The sequence below is a fragment of the Parahoeflea halophila genome, assembly GCF_900220985.1.
Taxonomy (GTDB): domain Bacteria; phylum Pseudomonadota; class Alphaproteobacteria; order Rhizobiales; family Rhizobiaceae; genus Hoeflea; species Hoeflea halophila.
Genome location: NZ_OCPC01000003.1, coordinates 101,170 through 127,526 on the forward strand (window position 1 = coordinate 101,170; position 26,357 = coordinate 127,526).

A 26,357-nucleotide genomic window follows, 5' to 3' on the forward strand; every position below is an offset into this window, starting at 1 on the left:
GCAGTTCATTTCCGCAAATTTGGGTACATGCAGCGAATCTGCCGGGAGGGCAAATAACCAGTGTCTAAAGTACTTTACCAACGCGATGGCCGCATCGCCAGGATAACGCTGAACCGCCCGGAGGTCCTCAACGCGATTGACGACGACGTTCCCCGCGAGCTCGAGGAAGCCGTCCTGCGGGCCAATGAGGAACCGGGGGTCCACGTAATCGTGCTCTCGGGCGCCGGGCGAGCTTTTTGCGCCGGCTACGATCTGACCTATTACGCCGAGGCGTCGGGCGGCAAAGGCAATTCGGTTACCCAGTCGATGCCCTGGGACCCGATGAAGGACTATGCCTTCATGATGCGCAACACCGAGCGGTTCATGAGCCTGTGGCGCTCGCACAAACCCGTGGTCGCAAAGGTTCACGGCTTCGCAGTGGCCGGCGGATCCGACATTGCGCTCTGCGCCGACCTGGTGGTGATGGCCGAAGACGCCGAGATCGGCTACATGCCGACGCGGGTCTGGGGCTGCCCGACGACGGCGATGTGGGTCTACCGGCTCGGCGCCGAAAAGGCCAAGCGAATGCTGTTTACCGGAGACAAGATCGATGGCCGCGAGGCCGAACAGATCGGACTGGTCCACAAGGCAGTTCCGCCCGAAGAGCTGGACGCGGAAACCGAGCGGTTGGCCGAGCGGATGGCAACGGTGCCGGTCAACCAGCTGATGATGCAGAAACTGGTGATCAACCAGGCCATCGAGGCAATGGGGCTTAAACAGACACAGATGTTTGCCACGGTTTTCGACGGGATCACACGGCACTCCCCCGAAGGCCTGAATTTCAAGCACCGGGCGGAAACCGAGGGCTGGAAAAAGGCCGTCAAGGAGCGGGATACGGGCACCTATGACTGGACCGAAGACCGGCCGATCAACCCGCGTGGATGATCGGCAGACCGCGCGCCCGGACAACAGGATATCAATCATGCCAGCACCGACAGAACCGGTCATGTCCGCCGCCGAACTGGCGGACTATCTCGACGAGGTTTACCCGCAAATCAATGCCGAGGGACCGCTGATCTCGGTGACCGAGGTCAGACCGGGCGCCACCGTCGTCCGGCTCAATGCCGACGAACGGCATCTGCGCCCCGGCGGCACGGTGAGCGGGCCGACCATGTTCATGCTCGCTGATCTCGGCGCCTATGCTGTGATCCTGGCGCATATCGGCCGGGTTGCGCTGGCCGTGACCACCAATCTCAACATCAACTTCCTGATGAAGCCCCAACCCGGCCCGCTCGATGCCACGGCGACGATCCTGAAACTGGGCAAGCGGCTTGTGGTCACCGACATCGCCATCAACGATTCCGGCGGCGAACTGGTCGCGCATGCCACGGCCACATACTCGATTCCGCCACGGGTTTGAGCAAAATCGTACGGGAATCATGCGGTATTTAAATACCGCACAACCAACGCATTGTTTTTGCTGGTTTTTTTGCCATAAACTCCGAAACATAACGCTTGACGCTGATTTCGGCCTCTCCTATAAGCACGCAGCGTCGAAGTTCGCGGAATTTCGGCGCGTCCGTTGTTGAAAGAGGCTGATTTCAGCCTTTCACGGCAACACAAGCAACAAGAAACGTCCGGCGGCCGGAACGATTGGCACCGGATCCTGAACAAGAGAGAACTCCAATGAAAACCTTCTCGCAGAAGCCTGCAGAGGTGGACAAGAAGTGGGTGATTATCGACGCGACAGATCTCGTCGTCGGCCGTCTTGCCACCATTGTCGCCAACCGCCTGCGCGGCAAGCACAAAGCCACCTTCACCCCGCATGTTGACGATGGCGACAATGTCGTAATCATCAATGCCGAAAAGGCGGTCCTGACCGGCAAGAAGTACACCGACAAGAAGTACTACTGGCACACCGGCTATCCCGGCGGCATCAAGGAGCGTACTGCGCGCCAGATTTTCGAAGGCCGCTTTCCCGAGCGCGTCATCGAAAAGGCTGTCGAGCGCATGGTTCCCCGCGGCCCGCTAGGCCGTCGCCAGATGAAGAACCTGCGCGTCTATGCCGGTGCAGAGCACCCGCATGAAGCCCAGCAGCCGACCGTCCTCGACGTCGCCTCGCTGAACACCAAGAACAAAAGGAGCGCCTGAACATGGCTGAACTCAATTCGCTTGAGGAGCTCGGCGCATCCGTGACCGGGACCGAGCCTGAACAGCAGGAAGCACCCGTGCATGTCCGCAAGGTAGACGAGCAGGGCCGCTCCTACGCCACCGGCAAACGCAAGAACGCGATCGCCCGCGTCTGGGTCAAGCCCGGCACCGGCAAGATCACCGTCAACGGCCGTGACTTCGTCACCTATTTCGCACGTCCCGTGCTGCAGATGGTTGTCCAGCAGCCGGTCGTCGCCGCTGCCCGTCAGGGCCAGTTCGACGTTGTCTGCACCGTTGTCGGCGGCGGTCTCTCCGGCCAGGCCGGTGCGGTTCGCCACGGCATTTCCAAGGCGCTGACCTACTTCGAGCCGGGCCTGCGTCCGGTGCTCAAGAAGGGCGGCTTCCTGACCCGCGACAGCCGCGTTGTCGAGCGTAAGAAATACGGCAAGGCCAAGGCCCGCCGCTCGTTCCAGTTCTCAAAGCGTTAAGGCGCCGGACAGCATCGGAATGCATTCTGGACGGGGCTTCGGCCCCGTCTTTTTTGTGCCTGTCTAAAGAATACCGGCGGGCTGACGGTGAAAAGACCCCTCCTCCGCCTGCCCGGCTTTATCCTGCGGCAGGATTGGGTTAGACCGGTTGGGACATCGTTCTCGCATCCGGAATCCCAATATGGCCAGCAAATCCATCGATCATGCCTTCACCGCCCGCTCGCTGACCTCGGCGGCGAGTGATCCGACCTATGCCGGGGCGCTGTCGTTCATGCGGCGCAAATACACCAAGTCGCTCAAAGGCGCGGATGCGGTGGTCTGGGGCATTCCGTTCGATGCTGCCGTGTCAAACCGGCCCGGCGCCCGCTTCGGGCCGCAGGCAATCCGGCGGGCGGCGGCGATTTTCGACAATGACCCGCAGTATCCCTTTAACCGCGACCTGTTCGAGGCGATGGCCGTGATCGACTATGGCGACTGCCTGCTCGATTACGGCAACCACCAGAAGACCCCGGCGACGATCGAGCGTGAGGCGGCGAAGATCCTCGCCTCCGGCGCATTTCTCATGAGCATGGGCGGCGATCACTTTGTCACCTGGCCACTGCTGAAAGCGCACGCCGCCAAGCACGGACCGCTGGCGCTTGTGCAATTCGACGCGCACCAGGACACCTGGTTTGATGACGGCAAGAGGATCGACCACGGCTCGTTCGTCGGCCGCGCCGTACGCGACGGCGTCATCGACCCGGCGCGCTCGATCCAGGTCGGCATCCGCACCCATGCGCCCGAGGATTGCGGTATCCGTATTGTCTACGGGAATGAGGTCGAGGACATGACGGCTGCACAGATTGCCAACACCATCCTCGAGCATGTCGGCGATGCCGCCTGCTACCTCACCTTCGACATCGATTGTCTGGACCCGGCCTTTGCGCCTGGCACCGGCACCCCTGTTGCCGGCGGGCCTTCGAGCGCGAAGATGCTCTCCGTGCTGCAAAAGCTCGGGGGACTTGATATGAAGGGCGCCGATATTGTAGAAGTGGCCCCTGCCTATGACCACGCGGACATCACCGCGATTGCCGGAGCCTCTGTCGCCATGCACTATCTCGGACTTCTCGCAGAACGCCGCTCGCGACGATAAAGTCTCGCTCGCCCGACTTTTGCTTCTGGAACTCAACCGAAGCGCTGCCCAAGTCCCTGAATTCCATGCATGAACGGAGAAGCCCGATGGCTCCCAAGATCTTTATTGACGGCGAACACGGCACCACCGGTTTGCAAATCGTATCGCGGCTGCAGGACCGGAGCGACATCGAACTGATGTCGATGCCGGCCGAACAGCGGCGGGACCAGGATGTGCGGACCAGGTTTCTGCGCGAGGCTGACATTGCCATTCTGTGCCTTCCCGATGATGCGGCGCGGGAATCCGTGGCGCTGGCAGCGGATGCCGGAACCCGGTTCATCGACGCCTCGACCGCGCACCGGAGCAACCCCGACTGGGCATTCGGCTTTGCCGAGCTCTCCCCGGACCAGGCCGAACGCATTGCCGCGGCGCAGTTCGTTTCCAATCCGGGCTGCTATTCGACCGGCGCGATCGCGCTGATTGCGCCGCTGGTTACCGCCGGCCTTCTGCCAACAGACTATCCTGTGACAATCAATGCCGTCTCCGGCTACACCGGCGGTGGCAAGCAGTTGATTGCGCAGATGGAAGACAGCTCCCGCGACGATGCGATTGCGGCTGCGCATTTTGCCTATGCGCTGACCTTGGCGCACAAGCATGTGCCTGAAATCATGACCCACACCGGGATCACCCGGCGGCCGATCTTCACGCCGGCCGTCGGGCGTTTCGCCCAGGGAATGCTGGTCAATGTGCCGCTGCATCTCGACCTGATGAGCGGCACTCCGTCGATGGCGGACGTGCATTCGGCGCTTTCCAGGCACTATGGCAGCGGGTCTGTCGTGGAAGTCGCGCCTCTTGCGGTTTCCGCGAGCCAGCCCCGGCTTGATCCGGAAGAGATGACGGGCAGTGACCGCATGAAGCTCTATGTCTGCGGCATGGAGGGTGCGGGACAGGTCAATTTGGTTGCCTCGCTCGACAATCTCGGCAAGGGCGCATCCGGTGCGGCGGTGCAGAACCTCGATCTGATGATCCGCGGCTGACGGGAGTCGGGCGACGAGCGCATTGCGGGCGCATCCGGATACCCGCCGTGAGCGCGAACTTCCTCTGTGCCTGACCGGCCGTGTTACGAACCGTTCTCGTATCGCTTGGCCAGATCCTCGTAGTCGTCCTTCTCGACATAGCGCAGTTCGCGGATGATGCGCAGCGTCGGCTTCAGCGCAAAGCAGACAGATCCGACCAGGAAACACCAGGTTCCCGCGGTCTGCCAGGCTTCCGAAAAGAACATCACAGAGCCGACCACAAACAGCAGCGCAGCACTGACATCGACTGTCGTGTAGGCCAGCTCGAACCAGGCGTAGTATCGTTCATCCGAGATGTAGCGGTGATGACGGGAAAGCTTGAAAAGCGCCACTGCATACTCCTTTCCGGCTTACTGTCTTGTCACCGCAGTCTCTGATGATGGCCGCCAGCGGTCAACTGCGGATGCGGATTTTGGTCTCCATCGGATAGGCGCCAAAGAAACCGCGCCAGTGGGCCACCGCAAAGCCAAGCACCACCACCGCCCAGCCCTGGTGGGCCAGTGCCCAGCTTACGGGGACCTTTGTGACAATGACCACGATGCCGATCAAGGCCTGGATCGTGACGAGGCCAAACAGCACGATCGCCCGGCGGCAGTGGGTGGTCCCTCCTCCGCGGCTGATCGCGGCCAGCATGTGCCAGAGCGCCAGGGCAAACAGCACATAGCCGCCGAGCCGGTGGACGAACTGCACCGCCAATTCGTTTTCGAAGAAATTGCGCCAGGCCGGGGAGATTTCGAGCAGACCCGGCGGCACCAGGGCCCCATTCATCAACGGCCAGGTGTTCGAGGCAAGCCCGGCATCGAGACCCGCAACAAGGCCACCGAGATAGATCTGCACGAGGATGAGGGCTGTCAAAGCCCCTGCTCCGCGCTTCAATCCTTCGCTTGGAACCGGATCGGCCGAATGCGGCGCCAGTCCCCGCATGACCCAGACGATCGCCGCGAAAATCAGGCAGGCAAGGGTCAGGTGGGTGGCAAGCCGATACTGGCTGACATCGACGCGGTCAACGAGGCCGGATACGACCATCCACCAGCCGACCGCGCCCTGCAGGCCGCCCAGCACCAGCAGGCCGAACAAGGGCCAACGCAAACGCTTTTCCACCCGGCCGGTCGCGAGCAAGACCAGGAACGGCACGCCGAACAGAACACCGACACCACGCGCCAGCAGCCTGTGGGCCCATTCCCACCAGTAGATGGTCTTGAACTCGTCGAGGCTCATGCCCTTGTTGATCAGCTGGTATTCGGGGATCTGCCGGTAAAGCTCGAGCTCTTCCTGCCATTCCGCCTCGCTGAGCGGCGGGATGATCCCATGAATCGGCTTCCACTCGGTTATGGAGAGGCCCGAATCCGTGAGCCGCGTGGCGCCACCGACCAGCACCAAGGCAAAGATCGCGACCAACACGAGGCCGAGCCAAACCCGCTGAATTGTGCGGTTGCGGCGGATCCGCTGCTGCTCGACCTTAACCTGGCCGGCATCAGGCGATTGTCCGGTCCGGGCTTCAGGTTGCTGAGCGCTGATACTGGCAGTCATCGACGATTTCTTCCTTTGAACAACTGCGCGACATGTGCACCACAGCATGGGGCAAGGCAAGAGATATGGCTTTGCGGCATGCGGTCGCGGCAGGGGTCAGCATCCCGGCAAGCCTTGCGTTCCCCGGCAAAGCCGCTATGTCGAGGATACCCTCCGCCCTGCCCACCCCAGACAAAAGGCCTGTCCATGCCCGTCCGCCTCAAAAAGCTCATTGGAACAGTGATTATCGTCGCGCTGGTGGTGATTTATGCGCTGGTTGCCACGACCGTCGCCAGCTACCGGTTGGCGGAATCGGCCTGGTATGTTCACCTGCTCTACTTCCTGTTCACCGGAGTGCTCTGGGTGGTGCCGGCGATGTTCGTGATCCGCTGGATGGAGCGCCCGCAGAAAAACAAGCAGGGCTGATCCGCCTTCACTGCGACGCGGCCTTTAACCTTCCTCTCGTTAACGCGGGATTAGCCTTTACAGCGGCTTTTCGGGCGGACCTTGCCGGAATTTACCCGAATTTCGCCTCTCCCGGCCATCCTCGTCCAACAAGCAGGACGATGCGAGAGCTTTAAACCATGGCAGATGCACAAGACCTATCCGCGCCTCTGGTGACGCCGGTTGAGCATGCCTATCCGGTTGCAAGCCCTTTTTCGGCCAGGCTCACATCGGATTCTGGCGAACTGAGCGCGCTGTGGCAGGCACTTGAAGCCGATCCGGCGACGACATTTCATCAACGCCGGGTGTGGGCCGAAGCCTGGAGCCAGGGGACCGGAACCGTGCTGCAACTGGTCACACTGGAACGAAATGGTGTCGCCTTCGCGCTTCTGCCGCTGGAGATCAGTCTTGCCGGCGGACTGAAGGTCGCCCGGTTTGCCGGAACTGCCTATTCGAATGAAAACACCGGTCTCATCGACACGCAGTGCCAGGGTGGTCTTGAACCGGTCTCCAGCAGCGACCTGGCTGCGGCCCTTTCGCAAGCCGGGCTGGCAGCTGACATCGTGGTTTTTGACAAGATGACAACGGAAGCAGCCGGGCGCCCCCCGTTCTCATCGCTGCCGCGGGTGTTGCATCAGAACCCCAGCTTTCAACTGCCGCTGTTTGAGGATTTCAACGCGGTGCTGGCGCAAATCAACGGCAAACGCCGGCGCAAGAAATTTCGGGTTTCGGAACGCCGCCTGGAAGCAATGGGTGGCTACACTCACATCATTGCCAAAACCGACACAGAGGCGATCCGGTTGCTTGAGACGTTCTTTGCGCAAAAGGGTGTACGGCTTGCCGCGCAAGGCCTGCCGGACGTCTTTGCGGATCCGGGTATCCGTGCCTTTTTCCGGCAACTTGCAACCACGCGTGACTCTGACGGAAACACTGCGCTCGAGCTTCACGGTATCGAGCTCTCCGGCGGGGACCATGCGGGCGAAATCATCTCCGTCGCAGGATTGACCATCAAGGATCATCATGTCACCTGCCAGTTCGGTTCGATCAACGAAGAGATCGCGGCCGATGTCAGTGCCGGAGAATTGCTGTTCTTCAGGATGATCGAGCGGGCTTCGGCGGCCGGTCACACGGTTTTCGATTTCGGCGTTGGCGACCAACCCTACAAGCGGTCGTGGTGCCCGCAGCGGACCGAGCTGATGGATTGCTACTGTCCGCTCAATGCCAAGGGCCGGCTGGCTGCCCCGCTGATCGCCGGTCTCATCCGCCTGAAACGCATGATCAAGACGTCTCCGCTGCTGCACAGGCTTGCATCACGGCTGCGCGGCGGGCTGATGGTGAAAGCGAAGCCTGCTGCCGAGGTTGATTGACCGGCGAGCCGCAGATTCCCGCGCGCCCGGCCTGATCCTTCAGGCAGCGGTGCTGCGATGCCCGAGCGGGCCGACTGGCTGTTTCGGCGTCATGATCAGCACATCCTCAAAACCCTCAGCATTGAACTCCGCAAGCAGCTGGGAGAATTCTGCTTCCTCGAATTGCACTATCGAGAGCACGACCTCGCCTCGTTCGGCACGCGCGATCCGCGCGATCGAGGCGGCATCGGCGGCGCCACACTCGACAACGACCAGATCATAGGCTTCCGTCAGCGCATCGATGATCATCGGCAAACGATCAATGGCACGCATGGCGCGGCGGGCATTGGCGTTGCCGCGCGGGATGATATGAGCCGAGGAAAGCCGGTCCGGGTGGATCGAGTCGGCAATGGAGATCTCGCCGCACATCAGATCGGTCAGTCCCGGACGTCGGACGGAATCGGCCATCAGTTCCGTCGGGCAGGCCGACCCGGTCAGGTCGATCAGCAAGGTCTTGAGACCATCGCCGGCGACGGTTCGGGCAAGCATCACGGCAGCGGCCGAGCCCTCGTCGCCTTCGGGTGACACACACACCGCAACCGGAGTCATGTCCGTAATCAGCTGTTCGGCAACCGCTTCGACGCTGAAATCGTCGGCATCGTTGGAAATGTGGGGCAGCGCGGGGCCTGGCGTCTCCTGCTCGTGTGCGGCGACAACAGCCGGGGCAGCCGCACCGGTTGCTGCGTTCTCTTCTACGCCAGCAGGATCGCGCACCAGGCCGGTCGAAGGCCGCAGCGCCCGCCCCGAGAACAGTTCGCCCAGCATCACGCCGATCGAGGACAGCAGGAACGTCGCCAGCGCCGCGACGATAACGATGGGACCGGTTTTCGGGAAATAAGCTTCCGACGCGGGCACCGCGCGCGAGATTACCCGGGCATCGGCCGGCAGGGCCTTGGGCTCGGTGCGCGAGGCGGCTTCACGGTAGCGACTGAGATAGGTTTCGAGCAGATCGCGCTGGGCCGCGGCCTCGCGTTCGAGCGAACGCAATTCCACGGCTTCCTCGCCCTCTCGGGCCGACCCGGCCTTGAGCTCGTTGAGTTGCCCCGTCAGTTCCTCTTCACGGATGCGTGCCACCCGAGCATTGTTTTCAAGACTGGACAGCACCTTGCGGACTTCACCATTGATCTGACGCTCGACATCGGCGAGCTGGGCGCGCAGTCCCTTCATGCGCGGATGATTGTCGAGAAGCGTTGTCGACACGTCGGCGAGCTGCGCGCGGATGTTGCCTTCGCTTTCGCGCAGCCGCTGGATCACCGGGGAATCCAGCACATCGGACACGGTATCCACAGCCTGGCCGCTCTGCAGCGCATTGCGCACCGAGCGGGCGCGGGCTTCGGAGTCGGCCCGCTCGGCCCTGATGCGGCTCAGTTCGGTCGAAATGTCCGAGAGCTGCTTGGCAGCGATCGTGTCCTGCTGGTTGACCAGCAGCAGACCGGTGCGCGCGCGGTATTCGGCAACCTTGCTCTCGGATTCACGCACCCGTTCACGCAGCCTGGCGATTTCCGGCTCCAGCCAGGCGCTGGCATCGGTGTTGCTCTCCAGTTTGGCGCCGGATTGTGAAGCGAGATAGACGTCGACCAGTTCATTCGGCACTTCTGCCGCAAGTGCCTCGTCCTCGGAGGAAAACTCGATGCCGATAACGCGGGAGTCCGGCACCGCGTAGACGTCCAGCTTCTTGTAGAACTCCTTAAGGATGCGTTCCTCGGCGGGAACAGCGAGCGGATTCTTCTTCAGCCCGAGCATGACCAGAAGATCACCGAGCGCCGAAGGGTTCGCTGCCGGGTCGAACTCCTCGCGCGACGAAAGATCGAGGTTTCGCGCCACCTGCTTGATCAGGTCGGTCGAGCGCAGAATCTCGACCTGGCTGGCAACGGCGCGATCATCGAAGGTGCTGTCCCGCACCGGCTGGCTCTGGTCGCTTGTAAACACCGGCTCGCGGGTTTCGATCAGCAGCCTGGTTTCCGACTTGTAGAGTGGGTTGAGCATGCCGGTGACAATGAAGGCCAGACCGGCTGCAGCCGCGGTCAGTCCCGCCACAAGTGCCTTCTTTTCCCAGATCGCCTTTACCAGACGGCCCAGGTCAATATCCACATCAGCTTGTGTCATCGGTGAGACAGACATGCGCAGCTACTCCGTACTTGTACTGGACCGCAAGCGTAAAGGAACATGGTAACGCAAGGGTTAAGGCGGATGTCAGGGATTGTTTACCATTGGCCGCCGCCCTGCCCTCAGTATCTGTTGTTCCGCTATTTTCGCCAAAGCTGCGCGGCGGAAGTCTAAAAATCCTGCGAGTTTTACCAGCCGTTAACCCTAATGGATCGATAACGGGTGTCGAAATGAGCACGGTTCTCGTGGAGCACGGAAAAAGCATGACACCCGCCAAGTCCAAAGCGACACAACTTCTTGCGGCCGCAATGGCCGCAGTCCTGCTGGCGGGCTGCTCCGGCTATCAACCTGCGCCCAAGGCCTTCCACGAAGCCGTGATGCAGCCCTACCGCCTGGATGCAGGTGACCGCCTGCGGGTGACCGTGTTCGAACAATCTGGACTGACAGGCACCTATGCGATCGACCAGGCGGGCTATATTGCCTTCCCGCTGATCGGCGCTGTCCCGGCACGGGGCCGCACATTGCAGGAACTCGAAGCCAGCATCGCCGGGAGCCTGCGGCAGGGCTTTCTGCGCGATCCGGACGTCTCGATCGAGATTGACCGGTACCGCTCCTTTTTCATCATGGGAGAAGTCGGCCAGTCCGGTCAGTACTCCTATGTCGCAGGCATGACCGTGCAGAACGCCATTGCCATTGCCGGCGGCTATTCGCCAAGGGCGAACCAGCGCAATGTTGACATCACCCGCAACATCAACGGAAAGATCATGACCGGACGTGTCCGGATTACCGATCCGATTCTGGCGGGCGACACAATCTATGTGCGCGAGCGGCTTTTCTAACCCCATGGCAGCAGACAGACCCTTGCGGATCCTTCATTGCTTCCGGTCGCCCGTAGGCGGCATTTTCCGCCATGTGCGGGATCTGGTGGAAGAGCATGCAAAGGCTGGTCACCAAGTCGGAATCCTGTGCGATTCGACCACTGGCGGCGCCTATGAGGACGCCCTGTTTGAAAGCATCATGCCACATCTGGCGCTGGGGCTGACACGGCTGCCCATTCGCCGGTCACTGGGATTATCAGACATCACCACGGCCAAAAAAAGTTTCGGTGAAATCAAGAATTTGCAGCCGGATGTGTTGCACGGACATGGCGCCAAGGGTGGCGCTTTCGTGCGGCTGATCGGCTCACGGTTACGGGTATCAAGGTCTTGCGTTGCCCGTTTTTATTCGCCGCATGGCGGCAGCCTGCATTACGATGCAGGCACCATTCGCGGTCAGGCCTATTTTGCCATCGAGCGGTTTCTGGAACGCTGGACCGAGGCGCTGGTGTTCGTCTCCGATTACGAGCGCCGCACCTACGAGGCCAAGATCGGAACCCCACGCACCGCCTGGCGGCTCATTCACAACGGCCTGCGCGCCCACGAGTTCGATCCGGTCGGCACCGCGCAGGACGCCGTCGATTTTCTCTATATCGGCATGATGCGTGATCTCAAAGGCCCCGATGTATTCATCGAGGCAATGCGCAAGGCCGAGCAGCTGGCCGGCAGGCCACTACGAGGCACCATGGTCGGCGATGGCGATGACAAACCACGCTATCAGGCGCGGCTTGATGCAATCGGCATGGGAGAAAGGGTGAGGATGCGCGATGCCATGCCGGCTCGTGACGCCTTTGCGCTGGCGCGGACGGTGGTGATCCCCTCTCGCGCGGAATCCATGCCCTACATCGTGCTGGAAGCCGTGGCGGCGGGAAAACCGGTGATCTCCACCCGGGTCGGCGGTATTCCTGAAATCCTGGGCCCAAGCTTTGCCGGCTTCGTTCCCCCGGGCGACAGCGAGGCGCTGGCCGGCGCCATGGCGCATGCCATCAGCGACCCGCAATGGTTGCCCGGTGCGATGCCCGAGATGGAGATGTTCCGGCAGAATTTCTCAGCACAAACAATGGCCGACAGGATGGCATCGCTCTATCAGGAGCATGTGGCAGGCGAAAGACGGACGCGGCGATAACGGGTAACGTCAAGCCTTTCTTAGGGAGCACATGGTAATCCGGTAGCATGAGTTTCCGGGGAGTGTCCGACCGTGAACAAGTTCGACCGCAACGATGCGTTCAATTCCGAAGCCATCCGCAAGGCCATGGCCGACGTCAAGGTCAAGCCGAGTCTCAAGGGTGCGGACGGAGAATCGGGCGTCGAAATGAGCCGCCTTGCGCGCCAGACCGCGAACCGGCTTTCCCAGGAAAACTACTCGCCAACCATGATCGTCGGCTCACTGCGGTTGGCGGAGCTGACCCTGCTGGCGCTCAGCGGATTTCTCGTGCACGCGCTCTATGTCGGCCTTTCCGGTGATCTGACGGTCTATGTCTACACTCCGGCCATCCTGGTCGGGTCCGCGCTGGCGGTGTTGCTTATTCAGATTGTCGACGGGTATCAGGTTCCAGCACTCCGCAGTGCCTTGCGAACCCTGCCCAAGGTGCTGAGCGCCTGGTCAATCGCCTTTGCCATCATCGGCCTGCTTGTCTTCTTCCTGCAGTACGGGCTCGCGTTTTCGCGGGTATGGTTCGCGGTCTGGTATGTCAGCGGCGCGATTTCGCTGATCGTCGTCCGCAACATCGTTGCCTACGGGATCCGGCGCTGGGCCCGGAATGGCGTGATGGAACGCCGTGCGGTTATCGTGGGCGGCGGCGAAATCGCAAAGGCCCTGATCCGCTCGGTGGAGCAGGATGAGGACAACGACATCCGCATCTGCGGCTTTTTCGACGATCGTGACGACCAGCGGTCACCGCCCATGATCGCAGGCTACCCGAAGCTCGGAAATATCGACGCGCTGGTGGAGTTCGCCCGGATCGCCCGTATCGACATGCTCATCATCGCCATGCCGCTGAACGCGGAATCACGAGTTCTCGAACTGTTGAAGAAATTGTGGATCCTGCCGCTCGACATACGGCTTGCAGCCCATGCCAACAAGCTCAGGTTCCGTCCCCGCGCCTATTCCTATGTCGGCGCGGTTCCGATGCTCGACATCTTCGACCGGCCGATCACGGACTGGGACTCGGTTGCCAAGCGGATCTTCGATGTCTTCTTCTCCATGCTTGCCATAGCCGCGCTGTGGCCGGTGATGCTCGGCACCGCCATTGCCATCAAGCTCGATTCCAAGGGGCCGGTGCTGTTCCGGCAAAAGCGTCACGGCTTCAACAACGAGGTCATTGACGTGCTCAAGTTCCGCTCGATGTACACCGACCAGTGTGACCCTACAGCGCGTGCTGCGGTGACCAGGGGCGACCCGCGGGTAACCAAGGTCGGCCGGTTCATCCGCAAGACATCGATCGACGAGTTGCCGCAGTTCTTCAACGTCTTGCGCGGCGACCTGTCTCTGGTGGGGCCGCGGCCACATGCGGTTGTCGCTGCCGCGCACGACCGTCTGTTTGCCGAAGTCGTGGATGGTTATTTCGCCCGCCACCGGGTCAAGCCCGGGGTCACCGGATGGGCCCAGATCAGCGGCTGGCGTGGTGAGATCGACAATGACGAGAAGATCAAGCAGCGCACCGCCTGCGATCTCTATTACATCGAGAACTGGTCCTTGCTGTTCGATCTCAAGATCCTGTTGCTGACCCCGCTGAAACTGCTCAACACGGACAATGCGTATTGACCAGCGCCGCCCTGACAGCCCCTGCCCCGTTTCTGCCGCAGCGCGCGGCGATCTCCATCATCGCCTCGTTGATGGTGGCGTTCGGGGTGTTTCTGTCGGGCTTCGTGATCAACGAGCCGGCGCCCTACGAGCTGTTCCTGGTGGTGCTTATCGGTGTCTGGGCGGTGTTCGGGCTGAGGCTGTCGAAACACATCGCACCGCTGATTGCGCTCTATGTGCTGTTCAATATCGGCGGAATGTTCTCGATCCTGACCATGGACGATGTCAAGGGCACGCCGATGTACATGGCGGTGTCGCTGTTTCTGGCCTTCACCTCGATGTTCTTCGCCGCCATCATCGAGGCTGATCAGCGGCGGTTGACACTGATCTTCCGCGCCTATCTGGCGGCAGCCATCATCACCGCGCTGCTCGGCATTCTGGGTTATCTGGGCATCCTTCCGAACGGCGAGGTGTTTACCCGCTATGGCCGTGCGATGGGCGCGTTTCAGGACCCGAACGTGTTCGGGCCATACCTGGTGCTGCCCGCGCTCTACCTCATGCACGGGTTGCTGACCGGGACGCTGAAGACCGCACCTCTGCGCGCCTTCGGCCTGACGATCCTGGTGCTAGGAGTGTTCTTCTCGTTTTCCCGCGCCGCGTGGGGCCTGCTCGCCATCTCCATAGTGCTTCTGGTGATAACCATGCTGATCAAGGAGCGCACCGGCGCGTTCCGACTGAAAATCCTGGTGATGACGCTGATCGGCGCGCTGCTGCTTGTCGGCGCCATCATCATTGCGCTGCAGTTCGACCAGATTGCCGACCTGTTCTCCGACCGCGCCAAGCTGGTGCAGGCCTATGACGGCGCCCGGCACGGCCGTTTCGAACGTCACGCTATCGGCTTCCTTATGGCGATGGAGCATCCGCTGGGCATCGGACCGCTGGAATTCGGACTGATGTGGGGCGAGGACACGCACAATATCTGGCTCAAGGCGCTGATGGATTACGGCTGGCTCGGCTTTGTCAGCTACGTCACGCTGATGGGCTGGACATTGCTGCTGGGCTTTCGCTTCCTGCTACGCGACCGGCCATGGCAACCCTATCTCATGATCGCCTACATCGTGCTGATCGGACACACGATGATCGGCAATGTCATCGACACCGACCACTGGCGGCATTTCTACCTGCTGATGGGGATTGTCTGGGGCTGCATCGCACTGGAAATGCGTTGGCAGGCTGGCTTGCGCAAGACCGGGCAAGCTCACGTGCCCCTGCCCGCCTGACCAGCAGCATCAAGGGCGCCGGGGCACAGGTTCGGTTACAGGACGAATTGAAAAATGGTCGGAGCGGCGGGATTCGAACCCACGACCCCTTGTCCCCCAGACAAGTGCGCTACCGGGCTGCGCTACGCTCCGACTGGGGACAGGGATTAGATCATCAGTGTTTTGCGGGCAAGGACAAAATCGCCTGACCGGAGGAAAAACCCAGAAAAGCCGGCACCACCCGTCTCAGTCGTCGAAACCTACAAACCGGGTCACGTTTTCGACCGGGCGGCGGCGGGAGACGACGGCGTTGGCGACAAAGTCCTCGTCGGGCCAGCCGAGCGCAACGCAGGTCAGGATGACCTGATCCTCAGGGATGCCCGCCACTTCCCGCACCACCGGGCTTTGCATGATGCCTTGGCCATTGATGACCGCGCCAAGCCCCTTGCTCCATGCGGCCAGAACGAGGCCATAGGTCATCGCACCGGTGTCGAAATGGGCGATCGTGTTGCCCAGCAGATCGCGGTCGAAACACACCACCACGGAGACCGGGGCATCGAACTGCCGGAATCCGCGCATCACCCAGTCCTGCCTGCGCTCGGCATCATGGCGTTCGATGCCCATGGCTTCAAACAGCTGCACGGCAATCTCGATCTGGCGCTTGCGGTGTTCTCCCTGATAGGCGGCGTAATCCTCGATCTCACGGCTCGGCGTCACGCCAGCAAGCATCCGCTCGGTGTTGCCCTGGCGCACTTTCTCCAGCGGCTCACCGCTCAGCACATGCAGATGCCAGGGCTGTGTGTTCATCGACGATGGCGCCCGGTTTGCCAAAGCGATGATCTCTTCAAGCAGTTCCCGGGGAACCGGCTTGTCGAGAAAGCCGCGGATGGACCGCCGCTCCTGCATGGCTTGATCAAGTTTCATTTCGCTGCCTCTCGAACGGCACCGAAGGAATTCGTGCCTTGGTCATGGATGCAATTCCCGCCACAGTTAGCTGACCCGCACCTCAATTTCAAAGCTAAAGGGCTGGCACCACTGCAAGGATGATCACCCCCACGTCACCAACGCGGCGGAAAAGAAGGACCGCGTCGCCGGTTTTGGAAACCCGCCAAGCGGCGAGCCGACAGCACTCGCGGGCCGCCGAAGCGAAACGCTCTGTTTGTTCAATCTGTTCGAATATTAGAAACAGGATTTTTAACCTTTTCACCTACAATCCAAGAAACAATGATGGTCGAGCGCCATCAAGAATACCTCAGTCAGCCAACTCAGGAGCGGAAGAAATGATGAAGAACAGGTTCCCGATCTGGACAGACAAATCTGGCAATTTCGCTTTGACATTCGGCATTCTTACCGTGCCTGTCATGCTGGCCGGTGGTCTTGCCGTCGATTATGTCAGCTTGAGCATGGAAAAGGGCGAACTGCAGAATGCGGCGGACTCCGCCGCGCTCGCCGTCGCACGCGAAGGCAAGATCACCAAAGCCTCGGCGCTCGAGGTCGCGCAAAACATCTTCGTCGCCAACTACGGTTTGACGGGTGCCCAGGTCTCGGTTGACCTTAATGACGGTGTAGCCACCGTCGAGGCCACCGTCGACAAGCCTCTGGTCTTTGGTGGTTTCATGGGACGGAAAACCGCACCGGTGTCCGTCACATCGGAAGCGACCTATGCCTTTACCAAATACGAAATCGCGCTCGTGCTCGACACCACCGGCTCGATGAAGGGCGGCAAACTGGCCTCCATGCAAGACGCAGTCATCGGACTCGTGAAAGGCATGGAAGACATGAAGCTGGACAAGGAGCAGATCAAGTTCGCACTGGTGCCTTATGCAGGTTTCGTCAATGTCGGGCCAGACTTTGGTCCGAAGGTCGACAAGTCTGGCCTGTACAAGAAACGCGGTGCGGAATGGCTCGACCACGACGCTGTTACGCCCATTCCTCAGTCGGATCTGCCAGCAGGGTTCAGCCGCTTCGCAATGTATGAACACCTGGGCGAGAAATGGCCGGGATGCGTCGAAACACGGGTGCCGCGCAAGCGGGCAGCCCACGATGTGGATGACACCGAACCGACCCTGAGCGACCCGAAGTCACTGTTTACCCCCTTCTTCGCCATTGATGAACCGGACGATCCACGCCGTTATGCCAATTCTTACCTTCCCGACGATGGTGTCCCGGTCAAGGAACGCAAGAAAGCCAAAAAGGGCGGTCGCGATGACGATGACGACGATGATGATGATGATGATGATGGTGAGAACAGCGCAGCGGTGAAGCGGTTGGAGCGCTATGGCAAAACGGGCGATTACCATGATCCCAAGGACGTGTGGGACGCCCTTGCAATGACCATCAAATGGAAAAAGCCGAAGATCGACGACTCGCCATCCTCGCTGTTTTACTCCCTGAGGCATCCTAAAGGCCCCGGTTTCGGCTGCGAAGTCGAGCCGTTGGTACCGCTGACGACAAAAGGGTCCGACATTATCAAGGTCGTGAAGAAGCTCGAGGCAAGCGGCTCCACCAACATGCTCGAGGGCGTCATGTGGGGTTGGCGGGTGCTGTCAAGCCGCGAGCCATTCACCGACGGCGCCAGTGAAGGCGACAGCTCGGTCGAAAAGATCATGATCTTTCTCACCGACGGCAAGAACTCGTTTGGCAACCTCAACAATTCCCTGGGTTCGCTCTATACCAGCATGGGATATCTGGTCGATGGTCGGCTGAACGGCCTGACGGCGGCCTCGAGCAGGCAGACCAACACTGCGCTCGACGAGAAGACCCTGACCGCGTGCACCAACGCCAAGAAAGACGGAGTTGAGATATTTACAATCCGTCTTGAGGAGTCAGACAGCGATACGGGCAGGCTGCTTTCGGAATGTGCCTCGAGCAAGAGCCACTATTTCGATGCCCCGTCGAGAAGCGATCTCGAGCCGATATTCGACACCATCAAGAAGGGCGTCGTCAAATTGCGGCTGAGTTCGTAAGCGACGCTAGCGCGCGTCCGCATACATCAAATACGGAAGGCCGGGATCACGCAGCGATCCCGGCCTTTCTTTTGGTTGGCAAGCTTTCCCGGCCCGCCGCCCCTTCGGGGTGAATAAAACCGGGCAGGCGCGCCGCGTGCGGTGGCGTCAACCCTGCGCCCGCCCGGTAAACCGCTGGTCGTTAGGCTTCCCCGGCGGTTTTGGAGTTCAGAACGAAGACATTGTCGCTTCGTTCTGAAAACGCGAGTTTCATTTTGAGCCGCAACAGCGCCTCGAGATTCGTATCGGAGACCTTGGAAGGCTCTTCGCCCTCCCAGTCCAGCGCCGTCTGCAGCACGGCCATGTTGATGAGCCGGCTGAGATCCCCCAACTTGAGACGATCGGCCTCTTCGCGGCAGGTGACGAGGGTGCGGATGATCCACGCGTAGGATCCGGTATCAGACATCATCAGTGCTCCGCTTCCAGTTGGGACCTTTCAGGCAACCGGGGTTTGCGAAGTGCCGAAGCCTCCAGCGGTCCACCGACATGCCAGGCACCTTCTGGCCGGATCAGCCGGTAGGGATCGTCCTTGAGCGACAGCGCGGTCGGTGACGGTTCGATGTCGTCGACCATCTCGACAAACAGGTGGTCGGAGAAGGCGAACGGTGCGCCGTTTTCCTTCAGCTTGAACCCGAAATGCTGCCAAAAAGCGAGATAGTCCTGGCGGGCGTGGCCGTAGATTCGCCGGAAACCCTTTTCCTTGCACAGGGCGACGCTGGCGCGCACCAGTTGGAATGCGGTGCGCGAGTTGCGAAACTCACGGCGCACGGCGAGACGTTCGAGCTTGGCAAAATCACCGAAAAATCTCAGCCGCATGCAGCCGGCAGGCTCATTGTTGACCAGCGCCAGCAGATGGGTGGCGGCCAGGTCGTTGCCGTCAAACTCCTCGTCATAGGGACAGGTCTGCTCGCCGATATAGACCGCCGAGCGCACCGCGGCGACGCGCATCATGTCCTCAAAACCAGTGACCACCTTGATGCCGGTGGGGCGCAGGGCCCGGTCATAGGTGGCATAGACCGGCTGCCGGGCAGCCAGCGTCCGGGGCCGGCGCGGGATCATATAGAAGTTCTTCAGCAGCCGCCCCTCGTGCAATACCCCCTCCTCGAAGCCACGTCGCACCATGGCGCGATGACCTCGCAAGGTGAAAGAGGTCGAAATGATGTCGGCCTCGCAATAGTGGGGGGAATCGAAGCGGTCCATCACCCGGTTGATACCCGCCGCAAGGACGCCGGGCGTGAAACTGGCCCAGACATAGATCGCAGCCGGGCGTTCATGCTGGCTGACCAGATACTGATCTTGCGGATCGAGCAGGTTCAGCGATCCATCAAACAGCGCCGTCCGGCCTGCCTCATTGAGCAGCAGGGCCGACATGAAGCCTTCCGGCCTGTTCCTGCCGCGGCGCATGAACAGCCACACCGCATCGGCGTTCTTATTGGCTACGCGGATGACGGTTTCCGGCGAGGCCAGGCGGCCGATCACGTTTCCGGCCGCCTCAAGAAGGCGCGGAACCTCCTGCTGTTCCAGGCGATTGGTGACGGTCACCATGGCGGCCGCACGTTGCATGCGCTCGGCTTCCAGCGCGGCTTCGGCAGCCAATGCACTTGCATTTGCTGAAGAAAGACTATTCTGTGATGTGACTGACATGATCGGGCATCCCTTCTAGTGGCTTGAGGATAACCAGGGTGTCCCGATTTGACTTTGGCAAAGAGTGTAACAGAGAGTTCCACCCATGGAACACCATTGGCGCAACGCCGATTGGAACAGTATTCGAGTTTTCCTGGCTGTCGCGAGAGATCACAGTTTCCGCAAAGCTTCGGAAGAGCTTGGCATGTCCGTCAATACGGCGCGGCGTACAATCTCGCGGCTTGAAGATCAGCTCGGTTACCCGCTTCTGTTTCGCGAATCCGAGGGCGTACGCCTGACCGATGAGGGCCGCCGGGTCGTGCTTGCCGCGCGCGATGTCGAAAACTCTGTCTCTGACATGTGGCGCGTGGCGGCCATGGCGGAACGCGAGGCAACCGGTCCAATTCGTCTTGCCATCACCGAAGGCCTGGGAAGCTTCTGGCTGACCCCGCGCATTGTCGAGTACATGAACGACACCCGCGCCCAGAACCGGATTGAACTGCAATGCGCCATGCGCTCGGTTGACGTGCTGCGCATGGAAGCCGATATCTCAGTCCAGCTGGAGATGCCCAACCGACCTGAACTCAAGGTCAAGCGGCTTGGCTATCTGCATCTGGTACCTTTTGCCAGCAGCAGTTACCTGGACCGGTTCGGCCGGCCCAAAACCGTTGCCGACATGGTCAATCATCGCGTGGTGGAACAGCAGACCGACCAGCTGCGCGGCTATGAGCTCGACAAGATCTTCGGCTCCAAGATCGCCGAGCGTATGGTGCGGATGAAGACCAACTTCTCATCCGCCCATTACTGGGCGGTCGCAAAGGGTGCCGGTATCGGACTGATGCCAAATTATGCGAAAGCCATCGGCGGCGATGTCGAGCATGTCGACCTGGGCTTCGATTTCCGTGTCGAGATCTGGCTCGCCACCCATCCGGAGGTGGCCAAAAGTGCAAGGCACCGCGCGTTTATCGACTTTTTGACCGAGAGTTTCGACGACCGGAGATACCCCTGGTTCGGGGCCGAAACGATGGCGCCGTCGGAAATCGAGAAACAATTTTCACGCGAGGATCTCAGATCCTATTTCGAGGGATTCACAGCTCGCTCATGACCCTTCGCCGCCAGCCCCGTGCCGTTCCGGAAACCGTCACTTTGGCGACGCAGGACGAACATGACCGTGTAGCAATGGTGATCATGCAGCTTGAAATGGCGCTGGCGCTGGCCAAAACCAAGAAACTCTCACAATTGTCATCGCATCTCGAGGCTGCGCTGGTGGAAGCGCGCAGCGTGCACGACAGACTGATCAACTAGACCAGCGGCTGCAATTCAGCGGACCTGATCAAGCAACCGCTTGCATTCAAGAAGATCATAAAGCGCTTCCTGAAGCAGCGCCCTGTCGTCGCGCTTGAGGCCGCCTCCCCCGTTCTCCTGCGCGTCGGCTCCGGGTTTGCCACTGTCTCCGCCAAGACCGAAGAAACGTCGCGTCGAAGGCGGCTTTGCCCTGCCGACCAGTTGATCCTCCTCACTGGCCTGCTTGGGGGGAGAAGGCATCTCTTCGGACATGCTGGCCGAAAGTGCCTCGGCCGCAGCCAGATCGCCGCTGCCGATGGCGATGACAAACTTGTTGCCGTTCTGCTTGAGAAGCTTCTGCACGCCCTTGATGGTGTAACCCTGGTCATAGAGCAGAATACGGATCCCCTTGAGCAGCTCGATGTCGTCCGGGCGATAGTAACGCCGGCCGCCACCGCGCTTCATGGGCTTGATCTGGCTGAACCTGGTCTCCCAGAAACGCAGCACGTGCTGCGGCAGATCCAGGTCTTCCGCCACCTCCGAGATCGTCCGGAATGCATCCGGGCTCTTGTTATCCATCAGGCAACTCCGTTTCATGAAGCTTCGCGCCGCCGAATGGTGGCATATGGCTTGGCAATGCAACCGACCTGCCCCCGATCGCTTCTACGAGGACCCGGATGGCACAGGCTATTGTGACGCTCCCATGACAGGGCGAATCGCATCGCAAAGCGCCCCTGCGGGAGACATATCAATGGTTTGGGATCGGAATATCAAGTGCTGCCCAAGCTGGCAAACCGGCTACGCACCGGTTTTCGCGCATTTCCAGACGCCCGGGCAAGACGCCTCCTCCGGTACTCAGGCCTTGTTTGCCTTGCCCTTGCGGCCAAGGTGGCCTTTGAGAACGCGGTTCTTGAGCACGTTCGACGCCTTGAAGGTCATCACGCGGCGCGGGCTGATCGGCACTTCCTCGCCGGTCTTGGGGTTGCGACCGATCCGCTCCTTCTTGTCGCGCACCTGAAAGGTCGCGAAGGAGGACAGCTTGACGCTGTCGCCACGCACGATGGCATTGCACACTTCGTCAATGACCATCTCGACGAGTTCAGCAGACTCTGTTCGAGAAAGCCCGACTTTGCGAAAAACAGCCTCCGCAAGATCAGCTCTGGTAATCGTTTTGCCGCTCATTTTATCCAACCAGACCGGTCAGCTTCCCCGCCGCCCATAAATGCAATTCGGTAACTTTATGGATCATGGCTCACAAGGTCAAGCAACTCGCATCCTCGTGGTCGTCGTGCCCTGTCACTATCCCGGCTGCCACTCCGGGTAGTTAATGGTCCGTTATGCAACGGCACTTCACTACCAGCGCAATATCACCGAACCCCAAGTGAATCCGCCGCCCATCGCTTCGAGCAAGACCAGATCACCTTTCTTGATCCTGCCATCGGCGGCTGCTTCACACAGCGCCAGCGGGATGGAGGCGGCAGAGGTGTTACCGTGGTGATCGACGGTGACAACCACCTTGGAATCATCGATACCAAGCTTGCGGGCCGACGCATCGATGATGCGGCGGTTGGCCTGATGGGGAACGAACCAGTCGATGTCGTCAGAGCTCACGCCGGTTGCAGCATAGGCCGCCTCGATCACATCGATGATCATGCCGACCGCGTGCTTGAACACTTCGCGGCCCTGCATGCGCAGATGACCGACGGTGCCGGTGGTCGAAGGTCCGCCATCGACATAAAGCTTCTCACGGTGGGCGCCGTCCGAACGCAGGTGCGTGGTCAGCACGCCGCGGTCGGCAGTGGTCCCCTCGCCGTTTTCAGCTTCGAGCACGATGGCGCCCGCGCCATCGCCAAACAACACGCAGGTGGTGCGGTCACTCCAGTCAAGGATGCGGGAGAATGTTTCCGCGCCAATAACCAGCACCCGCCTGGCCAGGCCCGACTTGATGTAGCTGTCCGCCGTGGTCACCGCAAAGATGAAGCCCGAACACACGGCCTGAACGTCAAAGGCCGCACCGTGGTGCATGCCGAGACGGTTCTGAATGTTGACCGCGGTGGCAGGAAAAGTGTTGTCAGGCGTCGATGTCGCGCAAATGATCAGATCGATATCTGCCGGTGTCATGGCGGCACGTTCGAGTGCCGCGCGGGCAGCCATCTCGCCCAGGAAAGCGGTCGTTTCGCCCTCGCCTGCAATGTGGCGCTGGCGGATACCTGTGCGTTGAACGATCCATTCGTCGCTGGTTTCAACCACGCCTTCCATATCACTGTTTTTCATGATGCGTTCGGGGAGATGAGCCCCGAAACCACGTACGACGGACCGGATCATGCTGGCATCCTAGCTGGAAGAAGTGTCGCCAACCGGAACGGCAAATGCTGCCCGGCGGTTGTGATAGAGTTTGAGATCATGTTCGATTTTGGCCTTGAGACCATTACGGGCCATATCGTAGCCAACGTCGACAGCAGCGGCAAAACCTTCCGCATCGGCTCCGCCGTGGCTCTTGATGACGATGCCGTTGAGGCCAAGAAATACACCGCCATTGACCTTGCCGGGATCCATTTTCTCACGCAGCAGGTCAAAGGCCCCCTTGGCGAACAGGTATCCGATGCGCGCCATCAAGGTCCGCGACATCGCCGCGCGCAGGTAAGAACCGATCTGGCGGGCCGTGCCTTCGGCTGTCTTGAGCGCGATGTTGCCGGAAAATCCTTCGGTCACCACCACGTCGACGGTTCCCTTGCCGATGTCATCGCCCTCGACGAAACCGAAGTAGTCAAAGCTCGGCATCGCCGCCTCGCGGATCAGGCGTCCGGCTTCCTTGACCTCTTCCTGGCCCTTGATTTCCTCGACACCGATGTTGAGGAGGCCAATGGTGGGTTTTTCGATCTCGAACAAGGCGCGCGCCATGGCGGCGCCCATCATGGTGAAATCGATCAGCTGCTGGGCATCGGCACCGACCGTAGCCCCGACATCAAGGACGATGCTCTCGCCGCGCATCGTCGGCCAGATCGCCGCAATCGCCGGCCGGTCGATATTGGCCATGGTGCGAAGGCAAAACCGCGACATTGCCATCAAGGCGCCGGTGTTGCCGGCGGAGACGCAGACATCGGCATCACCGGTTTTCACCGCCTCGATGCTCCGCCACATGGATGACCGGTAGCGGCCGTGCCGCAGCGCCTGGCTCGGCTTGTCGTCCATGCTGACCGCGACTTCGCATGGCACGAAGGTCGAAGCCTCACGCAGCGCCGGATGCTTGTCCAATACTCCACGGCATTCTGTCTCGAGTCCAAACAGGGTGAAGCGGATGTCCGGATGACGCTCCAACGCCTTTCCGACGCCGGGCACAACAACCTCGGGGCCATGGTCGCCCCCCATCAAATCAACCGCAATCCTGATCACGCCCCGTCCTTTATCCCCCGGCTCTAAGGGCCGGATTTGTGAGCAGAAAATACCCGTTTTCGCGCGCGGTACAACCGCTTTGTCATTTCGACGCGGCCTAGCCGTCGGATTTACCGCCCTTCAGACCCTGCAAAACCGCAAAAGGTGACGGTTTTTTGTCCGTCGATGAATCGCTTTCGATCCGGTCGGCGTACTCCAGCCCTTCCTTGCGGGGGTAGGCATCAATGGAAAGTGCCGCGAACTCTGCAGCTACAGCACCGACATCGATCGAATCGCCGCTGAATAACTCGGGCAGATCCGGGCCGTCGGGATCCAGGAACATCTCGCCATTGACATCAAGCGTGCGCTTGGTGAGCCGCGAATTCTCTGGCAGGAAAATGGTTTCGACCTCCTCTTCGATAGTCTGGGTGACGGGATCGAGTGTCACCACACATTCCTGAACGATGGTGGAGCGGACATGGCCTTTCACACGTACGCCGTCACGCTTCCAGCGCCCCAGTTCCAGTTCGGTTTCGAAGCTTTGCACCTCCGGCACGTGCCATTGCCGCGCCAGGCGTTCGAGATCGGCCGCATCAGCGGAAATCTTCACACTGATCGGATTGGCCGATACGTGGCTGACCTTGACCTCGTAACTGAAAACATCGTCCTGTTCACCCATTACATCACCTCTCTGTCGACCGGTCCGAATTCCAGCCCACCGGCTGCCAGCGTCTCGTCCGAAACCTCCTCAAGCGCGCGCGCCGTGGCAAAGGTCCAATCGGCAAGAGGCTCCATCGACGGCGCATCCTCGCCACGCTCAGGGTGGATGTTGCGCTTGAGCGCTTCGGCCAGGGCCTGCCGGTCACCGGCGTCGAGCGCCTGACTGTAGGATGTCACCCGCCCGTAGAACATCTTGGCGAGCTTTTTCATCCGCTTTGGCACGCCCATGTCGCCAATGCCTAATTCCCTGATCGAATGATCGACGTCTTCGAAAAACGCATCGACCAGATCCTGCGCAAGCCCCCTGGCGGCCTCGCCGGCCGAGCCGGTACGGCGCAGGTAGAGGAAAAGATGCAGCGAAATCATCTCGAAACGGCCCATCACGGTGTCGGGCACGCCCATTGCCTCGTAAAACACCTCTGACCGGGCAGCCGCGGTGATTTCGGCATACTGCTTCTCAACCAGAGCCTGATTGGCCTTTTTTCGCTTGAACAGGTTCCAGATCATGAAAATGCCTTCAATTGCCGATGGATATCACCGCACCTGCGGTCGACTGGCGTGTTGCATCCGTGCGGAAGCTGGTTTACCGAATGGGACGCAAAACGCAATGGCTGCGGCTGGCTGGTCGCATGCCAAAGGAGATGTCGTTGACGATAAGAGTTTTCAAGGCAACCGGACGGAAAATGCGTCTCGGCGCGGCTATTGCAGTTGTCTCAACGATTGCACTTGGCGGATGCACCACCAGTGAAGTCCTCAATCAGGGCTATGTGGTCGACGAGACAGCGCTGGCGCTGACACCGGTCGGTTCGAGCCGCGAGCAGGTCCTGCTTTCTCTCGGCACACCGTCGACCACGGCGACGTTCGACAATGAAGTGTTCTATTACGTGTCGCAAAAACGTGTCCGCGGGGCCATGTTCATGAAGCCCAAGCTGGTCGACCAGACCGTGCTTGCGGTCTATTTCGATGAGGAAGGCACGGTCAAGCAGATCGCAAATTACACGCTTCAGGATGGACGCGTGTTCGACATGATTTCGCGGACGACGCCCACCGGCGGCGTCGACAAGTCGTTCCTGGCCCAGGTGATGGAAGGGGCGACCAGCACGGAAGCCTCGCAGAACATGGCACGCAACATTCTCGGTGGCGGCAACTGACGGATCAAACGTGGCACGGTTGCGGGTTTTCCGCCCGGCTCTGGTTTCTGATCTG

Annotated in this window: 28 protein-coding genes and 1 tRNA gene; 16 read left to right on the forward strand and 13 right to left on the reverse strand. The window is 60.5% G+C overall.

Going from position 1 to position 26,357, the window contains the following annotated elements; genetic code table 11:
* The first annotated feature begins 60 nt into the window (after positions 1 to 60).
* The 6 genes from CRO46_RS10995 to argC all read left to right on the forward strand — a co-directional run bounded on the left by CRO46_RS10995 (position 61) and on the right by argC (position 4,766).
* Positions 61 to 924 (forward strand): crotonase/enoyl-CoA hydratase family protein, encoded by an 864-nt coding sequence (locus CRO46_RS10995; protein ID WP_097107832.1) that lies wholly within the window; start codon positions 61 to 63, stop codon positions 922 to 924.
* 37 nt (positions 925 to 961) lie between these two features.
* Positions 962 to 1,399: a PaaI family thioesterase gene (locus CRO46_RS11000; RefSeq protein ID WP_097108242.1), complete on the forward strand. Its 438-nt coding sequence runs from the start codon at positions 962 to 964 to the stop codon at positions 1,397 to 1,399.
* 266 nt (positions 1,400 to 1,665) lie between these two features.
* Positions 1,666 to 2,130 (forward strand): 50S ribosomal protein L13, encoded by a 465-nt coding sequence (rplM, locus tag CRO46_RS11005; RefSeq protein ID WP_097107833.1) that lies wholly within the window; start codon positions 1,666 to 1,668, stop codon positions 2,128 to 2,130.
* A 2-nt stretch (positions 2,131 to 2,132) separates the two neighbouring features.
* Positions 2,133 to 2,618, forward strand: a complete 486-nt coding sequence (gene rpsI, locus CRO46_RS11010; RefSeq protein ID WP_097107834.1) for a 30S ribosomal protein S9 — start codon at positions 2,133 to 2,135, stop codon at positions 2,616 to 2,618.
* Positions 2,619 to 2,799: 181 nt separating this feature from the next.
* Entirely contained in the window at positions 2,800 to 3,750 is a 951-nt protein-coding gene (gene speB / locus CRO46_RS11015) for an agmatinase (RefSeq protein WP_097107835.1), read from the forward strand.
* Between the two features lie 86 nt (positions 3,751 to 3,836).
* Positions 3,837 to 4,766 (forward strand): N-acetyl-gamma-glutamyl-phosphate reductase, encoded by a 930-nt coding sequence (gene argC, locus CRO46_RS11020; RefSeq protein ID WP_097107836.1) that lies wholly within the window; start codon positions 3,837 to 3,839, stop codon positions 4,764 to 4,766.
* A gap of 83 nt (positions 4,767 to 4,849) precedes the next feature.
* Here the strand turns inward: argC and CRO46_RS11025 are convergent, their stop codons facing one another.
* Positions 4,850 to 5,137, reverse strand: a complete 288-nt coding sequence (locus CRO46_RS11025; RefSeq protein WP_097107837.1) for a YrhK family protein — start codon at positions 5,135 to 5,137, stop codon at positions 4,850 to 4,852.
* Between the two features lie 61 nt (positions 5,138 to 5,198).
* Positions 5,199 to 6,335, reverse strand: a complete 1,137-nt coding sequence (locus tag CRO46_RS11030; RefSeq protein ID WP_097107838.1) for a COX15/CtaA family protein — start codon at positions 6,333 to 6,335, stop codon at positions 5,199 to 5,201.
* Positions 6,336 to 6,521: 186 nt separating this feature from the next.
* Between CRO46_RS11030 and CRO46_RS11035 the strand changes: the two genes are divergently transcribed.
* Positions 6,522 to 6,740, forward strand: coding sequence for a DUF2842 domain-containing protein (locus tag CRO46_RS11035; RefSeq protein WP_097107839.1), 219 nt, complete (start codon positions 6,522 to 6,524; stop codon positions 6,738 to 6,740).
* A 158-nt stretch (positions 6,741 to 6,898) separates the two neighbouring features.
* Entirely contained in the window at positions 6,899 to 8,125 is a 1,227-nt protein-coding gene (locus CRO46_RS11040) for a GNAT family N-acetyltransferase (RefSeq protein WP_097107840.1), read from the forward strand.
* A gap of 39 nt (positions 8,126 to 8,164) precedes the next feature.
* Here CRO46_RS11040 and CRO46_RS11045 read toward each other — a convergent pair whose 3' ends face one another.
* On the reverse strand, positions 8,165 to 10,285 hold the full coding sequence (locus CRO46_RS11045; protein ID WP_097107841.1) for a GumC family protein: 2,121 nt from the start codon (positions 10,283 to 10,285) through the stop codon (positions 8,165 to 8,167).
* A 248-nt stretch (positions 10,286 to 10,533) separates the two neighbouring features.
* On the opposite strand from CRO46_RS11045, the gene CRO46_RS11050 reads away from it, so the two are divergent.
* The 4 genes from CRO46_RS11050 to CRO46_RS11065 all read left to right on the forward strand — a co-directional run bounded on the left by CRO46_RS11050 (position 10,534) and on the right by CRO46_RS11065 (position 15,168).
* Entirely contained in the window at positions 10,534 to 11,109 is a 576-nt protein-coding gene (locus CRO46_RS11050; protein ID WP_097107842.1) for a polysaccharide biosynthesis/export family protein, read from the forward strand.
* Between the two features lie 4 nt (positions 11,110 to 11,113).
* Complete coding sequence (locus tag CRO46_RS11055; protein ID WP_097107843.1) at positions 11,114 to 12,271, forward strand: glycosyltransferase family 4 protein; 1,158 nt, start codon at positions 11,114 to 11,116, stop codon at positions 12,269 to 12,271.
* Positions 12,272 to 12,343: 72 nt separating this feature from the next.
* A complete protein-coding gene (locus CRO46_RS11060; protein ID WP_179759030.1) occupies positions 12,344 to 13,909 on the forward strand; it encodes an undecaprenyl-phosphate glucose phosphotransferase in 1,566 nt (521 codons plus the stop codon).
* Positions 13,906 to 15,168, forward strand: a complete 1,263-nt coding sequence (locus CRO46_RS11065) for an O-antigen ligase family protein (protein ID WP_425479266.1) — start codon at positions 13,906 to 13,908, stop codon at positions 15,166 to 15,168. The genes CRO46_RS11060 and CRO46_RS11065 overlap by 4 nt, the downstream gene beginning before the upstream one ends.
* 55 nt (positions 15,169 to 15,223) lie before the next feature.
* Here the strand turns inward: CRO46_RS11065 and CRO46_RS11070 are convergent.
* Together CRO46_RS11070 and CRO46_RS11075 are read right to left on the reverse strand one after the other, a co-directional pair.
* A tRNA-Pro gene (locus tag CRO46_RS11070) sits at positions 15,224 to 15,300 on the reverse strand.
* 93 nt (positions 15,301 to 15,393) lie between these two features.
* Complete coding sequence (locus CRO46_RS11075; protein ID WP_097107844.1) at positions 15,394 to 16,071, reverse strand: nitroreductase; 678 nt, start codon at positions 16,069 to 16,071, stop codon at positions 15,394 to 15,396.
* A 356-nt stretch (positions 16,072 to 16,427) separates the two neighbouring features.
* On the opposite strand from CRO46_RS11075, the gene CRO46_RS11080 reads away from it, so the two are divergent.
* The gene (locus CRO46_RS11080) at positions 16,428 to 18,113 is read left to right on the forward strand and encodes a pilus assembly protein TadG-related protein (protein WP_179759031.1); all 1,686 of its coding nucleotides are present in this window, start codon (positions 16,428 to 16,430) and stop codon (positions 18,111 to 18,113) included.
* Between the two features lie 181 nt (positions 18,114 to 18,294).
* On the opposite strand, the gene CRO46_RS11085 is transcribed toward CRO46_RS11080, so the two are convergent.
* Together CRO46_RS11085 and CRO46_RS11090 are read right to left on the reverse strand one after the other, a co-directional pair.
* Positions 18,295 to 18,561, reverse strand: a complete 267-nt coding sequence (locus CRO46_RS11085) for a hypothetical protein (protein WP_097107846.1) — start codon at positions 18,559 to 18,561, stop codon at positions 18,295 to 18,297.
* A complete protein-coding gene (locus CRO46_RS11090; RefSeq protein WP_097107847.1) occupies positions 18,561 to 19,796 on the reverse strand; it encodes a GNAT family N-acetyltransferase in 1,236 nt (411 codons plus the stop codon). The genes CRO46_RS11085 and CRO46_RS11090 overlap by 1 nt, the downstream gene beginning before the upstream one ends.
* Before the next feature lie 85 nt (positions 19,797 to 19,881).
* Here CRO46_RS11090 and CRO46_RS11095 point away from each other — a divergent pair, with 85 nt between their 5' ends.
* On the forward strand, positions 19,882 to 20,880 hold the full coding sequence (locus tag CRO46_RS11095) for a LysR family transcriptional regulator (protein ID WP_097107848.1): 999 nt from the start codon (positions 19,882 to 19,884) through the stop codon (positions 20,878 to 20,880).
* Complete coding sequence (locus tag CRO46_RS11100; RefSeq protein ID WP_097107849.1) at positions 20,877 to 21,080, forward strand: hypothetical protein; 204 nt, start codon at positions 20,877 to 20,879, stop codon at positions 21,078 to 21,080. The genes CRO46_RS11095 and CRO46_RS11100 overlap by 4 nt, the downstream gene beginning before the upstream one ends.
* A 15-nt stretch (positions 21,081 to 21,095) precedes the next feature.
* Here the strand turns inward: CRO46_RS11100 and CRO46_RS11105 are convergent, their stop codons facing one another.
* The 6 genes from CRO46_RS11105 to CRO46_RS11130 all read right to left on the reverse strand — a co-directional run bounded on the left by CRO46_RS11105 (position 21,096) and on the right by CRO46_RS11130 (position 25,658).
* A complete protein-coding gene (locus CRO46_RS11105; protein ID WP_097107850.1) occupies positions 21,096 to 21,638 on the reverse strand; it encodes a MerR family transcriptional regulator in 543 nt (180 codons plus the stop codon).
* Between the two features lie 276 nt (positions 21,639 to 21,914).
* Positions 21,915 to 22,241, reverse strand: a complete 327-nt coding sequence (locus tag CRO46_RS11110) for an integration host factor subunit alpha (RefSeq protein ID WP_097107851.1) — start codon at positions 22,239 to 22,241, stop codon at positions 21,915 to 21,917.
* A gap of 171 nt (positions 22,242 to 22,412) precedes the next feature.
* On the reverse strand, positions 22,413 to 23,384 hold the full coding sequence (locus CRO46_RS11115) for a beta-ketoacyl-ACP synthase III (protein WP_097107852.1): 972 nt from the start codon (positions 23,382 to 23,384) through the stop codon (positions 22,413 to 22,415).
* Between the two features lie 9 nt (positions 23,385 to 23,393).
* A complete protein-coding gene (gene plsX, locus CRO46_RS11120) occupies positions 23,394 to 24,452 on the reverse strand; it encodes a phosphate acyltransferase PlsX (protein ID WP_097107853.1) in 1,059 nt (352 codons plus the stop codon).
* Positions 24,453 to 24,549: 97 nt separating this feature from the next.
* A complete protein-coding gene (locus tag CRO46_RS11125) occupies positions 24,550 to 25,110 on the reverse strand; it encodes a YceD family protein (protein WP_097107854.1) in 561 nt (186 codons plus the stop codon).
* A complete protein-coding gene (locus CRO46_RS11130; RefSeq protein ID WP_097107855.1) occupies positions 25,110 to 25,658 on the reverse strand; it encodes a ubiquinol-cytochrome C chaperone family protein in 549 nt (182 codons plus the stop codon). The genes CRO46_RS11125 and CRO46_RS11130 overlap by 1 nt, the downstream gene beginning before the upstream one ends.
* Before the next feature lie 134 nt (positions 25,659 to 25,792).
* Here CRO46_RS11130 and CRO46_RS11135 point away from each other — a divergent pair, with 134 nt between their 5' ends.
* Entirely contained in the window at positions 25,793 to 26,302 is a 510-nt protein-coding gene (locus CRO46_RS11135; protein ID WP_425479279.1) for an outer membrane protein assembly factor BamE, read from the forward strand.
* The last annotated feature ends 55 nt before the right edge of the window (positions 26,303 to 26,357 follow it).

What these genes read in the sequence shown, in the direction of transcription:
- CRO46_RS11030 (WP_097107838.1), bottom strand. Translation starts at nt 6,335, where the DNA reads ATGACTGCCAGTATCAGCGCTCAGCAACCTGAAGCCCGGACCGGACAA.
- CRO46_RS11035 (WP_097107839.1), top strand. Translation starts at nt 6,522, where the DNA reads ATGCCCGTCCGCCTCAAAAAGCTCATTGGAACAGTGATTATCGTCGCG.
- CRO46_RS11100 (WP_097107849.1), top strand. Translation starts at nt 20,877, where the DNA reads ATGACCCTTCGCCGCCAGCCCCGTGCCGTTCCGGAAACCGTCACTTTG.
- CRO46_RS11050 (WP_097107842.1), top strand. Translation starts at nt 10,534, where the DNA reads ATGACACCCGCCAAGTCCAAAGCGACACAACTTCTTGCGGCCGCAATG.
- rpsI (WP_097107834.1), top strand. Translation starts at nt 2,133, where the DNA reads ATGGCTGAACTCAATTCGCTTGAGGAGCTCGGCGCATCCGTGACCGGG.
- argC (WP_097107836.1), top strand. Translation starts at nt 3,837, where the DNA reads ATGGCTCCCAAGATCTTTATTGACGGCGAACACGGCACCACCGGTTTG.
- CRO46_RS11040 (WP_097107840.1), top strand. Translation starts at nt 6,899, where the DNA reads ATGGCAGATGCACAAGACCTATCCGCGCCTCTGGTGACGCCGGTTGAG.
- CRO46_RS11115 (WP_097107852.1), bottom strand. Translation starts at nt 23,384, where the DNA reads ATGATCCGGTCCGTCGTACGTGGTTTCGGGGCTCATCTCCCCGAACGC.
- CRO46_RS11045 (WP_097107841.1), bottom strand. Translation starts at nt 10,285, where the DNA reads ATGTCTGTCTCACCGATGACACAAGCTGATGTGGATATTGACCTGGGC.
- CRO46_RS11125 (WP_097107854.1), bottom strand. Translation starts at nt 25,110, where the DNA reads ATGGGTGAACAGGACGATGTTTTCAGTTACGAGGTCAAGGTCAGCCAC.
- CRO46_RS11000 (WP_097108242.1), top strand. Translation starts at nt 962, where the DNA reads ATGCCAGCACCGACAGAACCGGTCATGTCCGCCGCCGAACTGGCGGAC.
- rplM (WP_097107833.1), top strand. Translation starts at nt 1,666, where the DNA reads ATGAAAACCTTCTCGCAGAAGCCTGCAGAGGTGGACAAGAAGTGGGTG.
- CRO46_RS11135 (WP_425479279.1), top strand. Translation starts at nt 25,793, where the DNA reads ATGTCGTTGACGATAAGAGTTTTCAAGGCAACCGGACGGAAAATGCGT.
- CRO46_RS11090 (WP_097107847.1), bottom strand. Translation starts at nt 19,796, where the DNA reads ATGTCAGTCACATCACAGAATAGTCTTTCTTCAGCAAATGCAAGTGCA.
- CRO46_RS11110 (WP_097107851.1), bottom strand. Translation starts at nt 22,241, where the DNA reads ATGAGCGGCAAAACGATTACCAGAGCTGATCTTGCGGAGGCTGTTTTT.
- CRO46_RS11130 (WP_097107855.1), bottom strand. Translation starts at nt 25,658, where the DNA reads ATGATCTGGAACCTGTTCAAGCGAAAAAAGGCCAATCAGGCTCTGGTT.
- CRO46_RS11080 (WP_179759031.1), top strand. Translation starts at nt 16,428, where the DNA reads ATGATGAAGAACAGGTTCCCGATCTGGACAGACAAATCTGGCAATTTC.
- CRO46_RS11075 (WP_097107844.1), bottom strand. Translation starts at nt 16,071, where the DNA reads ATGAAACTTGATCAAGCCATGCAGGAGCGGCGGTCCATCCGCGGCTTT.
- CRO46_RS11095 (WP_097107848.1), top strand. Translation starts at nt 19,882, where the DNA reads ATGGAACACCATTGGCGCAACGCCGATTGGAACAGTATTCGAGTTTTC.
- CRO46_RS11105 (WP_097107850.1), bottom strand. Translation starts at nt 21,638, where the DNA reads ATGGATAACAAGAGCCCGGATGCATTCCGGACGATCTCGGAGGTGGCG.
- CRO46_RS11055 (WP_097107843.1), top strand. Translation starts at nt 11,114, where the DNA reads ATGGCAGCAGACAGACCCTTGCGGATCCTTCATTGCTTCCGGTCGCCC.
- speB (WP_097107835.1), top strand. Translation starts at nt 2,800, where the DNA reads ATGGCCAGCAAATCCATCGATCATGCCTTCACCGCCCGCTCGCTGACC.
- CRO46_RS11085 (WP_097107846.1), bottom strand. Translation starts at nt 18,561, where the DNA reads ATGATGTCTGATACCGGATCCTACGCGTGGATCATCCGCACCCTCGTC.